General features: G+C 50.4%; 4 protein-coding genes. 1 reads left to right on the forward strand and 3 read right to left on the reverse strand.

Annotated elements, in window-relative coordinates; all coding sequences use genetic code 11:
• Positions 1–1173 precede the first annotated feature (1173 nt).
• From AC1RQ9_RS18455 to AC1RQ9_RS18465, 3 genes are all read right to left on the reverse strand, one after another.
• Entirely contained in the window at positions 1174–1992 is an 819-nt protein-coding gene (locus AC1RQ9_RS18455) for a replication initiator protein A (RefSeq protein WP_010511482.1), read from the reverse strand.
• Between the two features lie 90 nt (positions 1993–2082).
• On the reverse strand, positions 2083–2964 hold the full coding sequence (locus AC1RQ9_RS18460) for a ParB/RepB/Spo0J family partition protein (RefSeq protein ID WP_010517477.1): 882 nt from the start codon (positions 2962–2964) through the stop codon (positions 2083–2085).
• Positions 2964–3986 carry a ParA family protein gene (locus tag AC1RQ9_RS18465; RefSeq protein ID WP_025440117.1) on the reverse strand — a complete coding sequence of 341 codons (1023 nt, stop codon included), beginning with the start codon at positions 3984–3986 and terminating at the stop codon, positions 2964–2966. The genes AC1RQ9_RS18460 and AC1RQ9_RS18465 overlap by 1 nt, the downstream gene beginning before the upstream one ends.
• A gap of 787 nt (positions 3987–4773) precedes the next feature.
• On the opposite strand from AC1RQ9_RS18465, the gene AC1RQ9_RS18470 reads away from it, so the two are divergent.
• The coding region (locus tag AC1RQ9_RS18470; RefSeq protein ID WP_485988056.1) for a hypothetical protein at positions 4774–5048 on the forward strand (275 nt) is incomplete at its 3' end.

Below are 5048 nucleotides of genomic sequence, written 5' to 3' on the forward strand. Positions count from 1 at the left end.
GCCCGGTGCTGCTTCTGCAGGCCGGGATGTTTCCGGGTCAGGTTTTCGGGATGTCAGGAACGGGCGTGCTAATCAGGTTGTGTCGCCTGATTACTCTTTCCTTCAGCTCTCATTGCAACCGGGTCGGGCGGTGCGGGGCAAGGGTGCCGCGTAGCGGCAGCACCGGACCCGCGCGCAGGCGACGCAGACGCCGAGCACGGGGAGGAGCCGCCCCTTGCGGCGTGCTGGTCGATCTGGTGCTTTTACATACTGGCTTATATTTCTATTATGGCTTTTTATTCTCGGTTTATTAGCTTTTGGATTCTCGAATCTAAATCATATCCCTAAAGGGGTGTTTCTCGATTGGTGTAGTTGCAGAGATTGCGACGTTAATTCAACGTCGAATAAGCTGCTTCTTCAAGGGGGGAAAGCTGCTGCTTACATACCGGAAGGTAATGCGTCTTAGCGCGAACTGAAGATGGAATGCAAGGAAGGCAGACTTATCCCCAACGGTCGAGTTAGAAGGTTATTTTTAAACTGTTAAAAAGTTAAAGGCCGAAAAGCGCGTTTAATATCATTTGGTTAGGGCCTGTTTCTGTGCGCGATGTTCCGATAAGGCGTGCGCGATATTCCGAAAGAAAGCGTGCGCGATATTCCGTTGGGATGTGCGCGATGTTCCGATAAGACGTGCGTGATATTCCGAACGAGAATCGCGTTGCTGTGAATAATGGGAGTAATCATCGTCGACAGGGCAGAAGGCATACTTTGCGACCGTCAAGAACAACTGCAACAGGCCTCCAATTCTTGAGAATGGATATAGGGAAGAGAAAACTTCGGAATATCGCGCACGCCGGAAAAGGCATTAGGCCAGATATTCGGAATATCGCGCACATTAACGATCTTCACCTTGCTAATTCGGTCATCAAGTTCACGCCGATAGTTGCCCAAGGTGTTTACGAGGCGCAGTCTCTGCCCAAACGCCATGAATTCGGAACATCGCGCACGTTTAAGGTAGGTCTCTGGCGTTCGGACGTCCGTGCGTGTGATTCCTTGGGCGATGACAAGTTATGGCATCCGATAAGTAGCAGGCTTGATATCTTAGGTATTTTGCGCTTCACAGCAGCCTAGGAAAACAAACGCGACAGCGTCTCATGGTTCGGAACATCGCGCACATGTCCTGCTCATATTTTATCGCTAAGATTGTGATTCTCGATGTTCAAAAATCACTACGGGACGCCCTCCCCTTGGACCTACTTCGAGGGATAGCTGATAATCGGGGATAACGTCATCGCCTATAATTTTGAGAAGATCTCTTTTGAAAAATCGTAATTCGCGTGTAGTACCGATTTTCTTGGCGAGTTTATCTAGACTAATTTTCCATATTTCCTGGTTACCAAGATGCTTTCGTCCGATTTCATAAATACGGCGCCCCAGGCCACTATCGAGACTAAAATAAGTGGGGTTAATTGTCAGCACCCTGCGTTCCTTGACGAGGGCACGAAACATCCAGTCATTGAGCGTAATTTCAATGGCTGCCATAATTTTACGTCCAGTCGATGTTTTCCGCTCGACTACGCGCCATGTCTCTATCCAGCCAAACCCGCGCCGGTCGCGTTCGTCTGCAGATTCGATGGTTGTCATGATATTTGTAGATCTCAGACGATGAAGCGCATCGAGCAAAAGGTCGTAGCTGCGCTTACCTGTTCCTCGACCGGTGACGCGCAGGAGATCATGCGCAGCGAAGCGGACTGTATGGTCGACAGTCATTCCTCGCTCAATGCGTTCATTGATAAGAGAGACGACATAAAGAAGTATGTCTTTATCCCAAATCGTCGCAAGCCCTTTTGGGCCAGGTTCTATGGTAATTTGTATTTTCCCGTCGTCATATACCAGAGGCTCCATGCGCGGTTGCTTCTGGATGCTGAAGAACGGATATTCCATAAGGGCTCTGTCATCCTTTAACGGAGCCCCTATTAGGGAGTCGACAAACAGGTCAGCTTCGTTGCTAGCCATTATCTACCCCAGCCTTGCCTTTTGTGCGCGATGTTCCGAATGCAAACAAACCGGTTAATACAGCCAGGGTCAATGATTCTCTCGTCAGTGTTACGTATTTTCATCACCCAGCACCTGATCAATCTCGGCCCGGAGTCTTCGCAAGCGTTCACGGTCTTCCGAATTAAGCGGGAGTTGTTGGGCACGGACTTCACTTAGACGCTGGGCCATCCTGTCTACGGATGTAAACGTAAATCCAGAAGGTTTGCGGGTCGGTGCGGATTCTGGCCGTTCGAGGTCAGCTCGACCCAGTCGAATAGCTTTTACTGTGAGTTGTCCGGTTCTGGCTTGTTCAATGAGCTCTTGTTGTCTCACAGGATCCGGGACTCGTGCGAGTTCCACAAGGGTATTTCGTGCCACACCTCGCTCTGACGTCAACTCTTCAAGGATATCGGTTGGGAGCGTCAGGATTTTCAGGATAGAGCTAATTTCGCCGCGACTTTTTCCAAGAACTTCACCTGCCTGGCTCTGGTTCCAGCCTCTTTTTTCAATCAGTCGTTGGATGCCGGTTGCTTCTTCCAGAGGGTTTAGGTCCACTCTCTGAAGGTTCTCAATGAGCGCTGCGACTTCAGCATCACCGTCGTGTTCAATTGCAAGCATGCTGGACCAGCCAGCATGTTGCGCTGCTCGCCAACGGCGTTCGCCCGCGACTATGACCCATCGTTTGTCGGATTGTGAGTTCGTGACACGACGTACAAGAATGGGTTGAAGCTGTCCTTCAGCGACCATGGTTTCTGCTAGTGCTGCGATACTCTCGTCGTCGAAACTTTTTCGCGGTTGGTCCGGATCTGGCGCCACTTCTGTCAAAGGAACTTCGAATGTATGTCGAAATTTTCCGTCCTGGCGAACAAAACTGTTGCTGGCGTCGTCAATGAGACCAGCGGCTACGCCGAGAATAGGAGACGGGGCTTTTGTTTTGCGTCGGGTTGCCATCACGCATTACTTTCAGGCTGTTCGATATCTGCAAGCGGAAAATCTGTCTTCGTTTGGAGTGCTTGTGCCAGTCGAAGGTATGGTGCCGTTGCGGCTGCTGAAGAAGAGGACTCCAACGCAATCCTGCCTGCGCGTGCAGCATGACCGTACACAGCGCTTGAAGGCACGGGTTCCAGAACTGGAGCGCGGTCTTTCATCATGGAACATAAGTGTTGAAGGACTTCGCGGTCCACAGATTTGCGTGCGTTATATTGGGTCGGTAAAATACCAAGGAGTCGAAGCCCTGGATTCAGACGACGCTGGATCTTGCCGATGGTGCCGATAATCAGGCCAACGCCCATTGTGTCGTAAGGCTCGGTTCTCACAGGGACAATTGCATCATCGGCAGCAGCAAGGCTCATCCATGTAAGCATGCCGAGATTGGGAGGTGCATCGATCACGATCCAGTCGTAGTCCTCACGGACAGGATCAATGGCTTCCCGTAGCGCGGCGTCAAAACCGGGTTCTCTCCGGCCGTCCGTTTCGGCTAGGTCAATATGGCTGGCGATGAAATCGAAAGGCAGTTCGCGTCCGTCTGGTAGCGTGCCCGCCGCAACCACGATCTCAGAAAGGGGTTTTCCACCAAGGATGAGGTGAGCGGTCGTTTTGCCTTGATGATAAAGTTCAACACTGGCGCCAGCGAGTATCCCGGCTGTAGCTGTGGCTTGTGGATCCATATCAATGAGAAGAACGCGCCCTCCCAGTGATGACAACGCGTATGCGAGGTTGAGCGATGACGTTGTTTTCCCAACGCCGCCTTTTTGGTTTGCCAGCACAAGTATTCTTGCAGAATCTTGAACTGCGCCAGCCATATTACGTATCACCTCGGCGACATCATCCGGGATTGGTTCTTTATCGTTTTCCCACCGGCTAATCTTGGGCTTATCATAGCTTCGGCCAAGTCTGCGGTTGAGTTCATCTTTGATGTCGGCCTGACTTAATCGCAAAGTCAGTCGGCTATTTCGAAATGTTTGACCGTTCATTATGGCTTCCCCAGACAGACTTTTGATGCGTAAAATAGCATCAACGTCAACGATGATGGTTGATGTTGATTGTTATCAGTCTTTCTTGTCAAGGAAAAAATCGACGGCATATGGGCTGATATGAAGCCCTAAATTGGTCTTCGAGAGATACGATCAATGTTGCCTGCTTCTCGTCAAACATCTAATCCGGCCCAGGTGCGGCATGACTGAAGTGGCAACTTAGGACCATGTTATAGATTACTTGTGTCTTGAATGAGGCTTTGTCAAAGCGGACGAATCATTAAAACGAGGCATAAATCAGCCGAGGAGATAGCGATCAAAGATATAATGGAGGATGATATTTTGCTGTGCGACGTGTTACGATAGTCTTCTGGTTCTAGTTCATCCTTATGCTCAATGTTCGGACGTCAGAACATTCTCAGGCGGAATTTGTAAGATCATTCTTGGATGGGAGTAATACATTCCATCGCAAAATGCGTGAACTTCAGGGCATTGGAGCAGATGCTGATGTTCGGACGTCAGAACATCAGATGGCGCGTACCGGATTTTTATGAGCAGTGGTTCTGGACGTCGTTGGTCATCGAGATCGTGGTCGGTTCCTTGATTGCACTCCCCCCAAGTTCAGGAAACCTATCGAACATGCATTCACCCTGACTGGGGACTTGGATAATGCGTCGTTTTTCCTCATCGTCCACTACGAGCGATCGCAAGGCGTGCTATGTCGATGAGGGGGCAGCAACCAATTCCGCTGTCTTCATGTGGCCGACGTTTCATCCGAAAGATCGTCATGGAACGTACTCGCTGCAGTGAGACGTTCGCTGGACATGGTAAGACTGAGCATTGCCGCACCTTGGCGGCTCTAGCCTATGACAGCAAGACGGATCGCAGCATCGGGATAGACCAGGACGCTGCCATGGCGCTCATCCTCAAATGTTCAGGAGGCCGACCTGTTAATCATGTGGAGATGACGATACGGTACAAGCGGATCATCGACGTTCTTTTTCAAGGCATGAAAGAAGTGAGAGATAGGTCACGCTGCTACATATGCCGTTTTGCTTTGAA

It is taken from the genome of Komagataeibacter ossonobensis (genome assembly GCF_057359305.1).